General features: G+C 72.9%; 1 protein-coding gene. It reads left to right on the top strand.

Annotation, left to right across the window (positions count from 1 at the left end):
• Positions 1-1,258: CpaE family protein (locus DMC18_RS24795; RefSeq protein WP_110133411.1), on the top strand; the 1,258-nt coding region annotated here is incomplete at its 5' end.
• Positions 1,259-1,386 lie beyond the last annotated feature (128 nt).

Here is a 1,386-nt window from a genome sequence, read left to right as displayed (position 1 = left end):
CCAGACCTGGTCCGCGCCGCCCGCCGAGGACATCCTGCCCGGCGCCGACGCCACCACCGGCGAGGCCAGCGTGCCGCGCATCGCCATCCACGCCTTCGGCGTGCGGGCCGAGACCCTGGCGATCATCGAGGCCGCCGCCGCCGACCGCCGCATGGCCCGCGCCAGCGTCACCGCCCGCTCCGGCGGCCTGGAAGCGGCCGTCGACTTCTACCAGAACCAGCCGACGCCCTCGCTGGTGCTGGTCGAGACCATGGACTCGGCCCAGCGCATGCTGGCCCTGCTGGACGGCCTGGCCCAGGTCTGCGACCCGGGCACCAAGGTCGTGGTCATCGGCCAGACCAACGACATCGCCCTCTATCGCGAGCTGATGCGCCGCGGGGTCAGCGAGTACCTGACCCAGCCGCAGAGCCCGCTGCACGTGATCCGCGCGGTGTCGGCGCTCTACGCCGATCCCTCGGCTCCGTTCGTCGGCCGCCAGGTGGCCTTCGTCGGCGCCAAGGGCGGGGTGGGCGCCTCGACCATCGCCCACAACTTCGCCTGGTCGATGGCCGAGCGCGTCGAGGCCGCGACGGTGATCGTCGACCTCGACCTGCCGTTCGGCACGGCCGGCCTCGACTTTAACCAGGACCCGCTGCAGGGCGTGCTCGACGCGCTGAGCCAGCCCGAGCGCCTGGACCCGGTGCTGATGGACCGCATGATGGTCCGCTGCGGCGACCGCCTGTCGCTGCTGGCCGCCCCGGCCACGCTGGAGCAGGACTACGACATCGGCGCCGACGCCTACGAGGAAGTGACGCAGAAGATGCGCGGCGCCGCCCCGTTCGTGGTGCTGGACCTGCCGCACAGCTGGGCGCCGTGGACCCGCCGGGTGCTGGTGGGCAGCGACGATCTCGTCATCGTCGCCACGCCGGACCTGGCCTCCCTGCGCAACGCCAAGAACATCGTCGACCTGGTGCGCCAGGCCCGTCCCAACGACGCCCCGCCGCGCCTGGTCTTGAACCAGGTGGGCGTGGCCGGCCGTCCGGAGATCCCGGTCAAGGACTTCGGCGAGGCCCTGGGCGTGACCCCGTCGCTGGTGCTGCCGTTCGATCCCAAGCTGTTCGGCCAGGCCGCCAACAACGGCCAGATGGTCGCCGAGGTGGCTCCGAAGTCGAAGGCGGCCGAGGGCATCGACCACCTGGCGCGGCTGATCAGCCGCCGCGAGGCGCCGGCGGCGGCCAGGTCGTCGTCCATCCTGTCGGGCCTGTTCAAGAAGAAGTAGGGGCGAATGTTCGGCAAGCGCGATCAGGCCACCGTCACCGAGCGTCAGGCGCCGCCGCCCGCCCCCACGGGCGGCGCGGCTATCGCCACGCGCCCGCAGCGCGTCGAACCGACTGCGCCGCCGCCCGC

Source organism: Caulobacter sp. D5, assembly GCF_003185805.1.
GTDB lineage: Bacteria > Pseudomonadota > Alphaproteobacteria > Caulobacterales > Caulobacteraceae > Caulobacter.
This window is presented reverse-complemented; position numbering and strand designations above follow the sequence as displayed.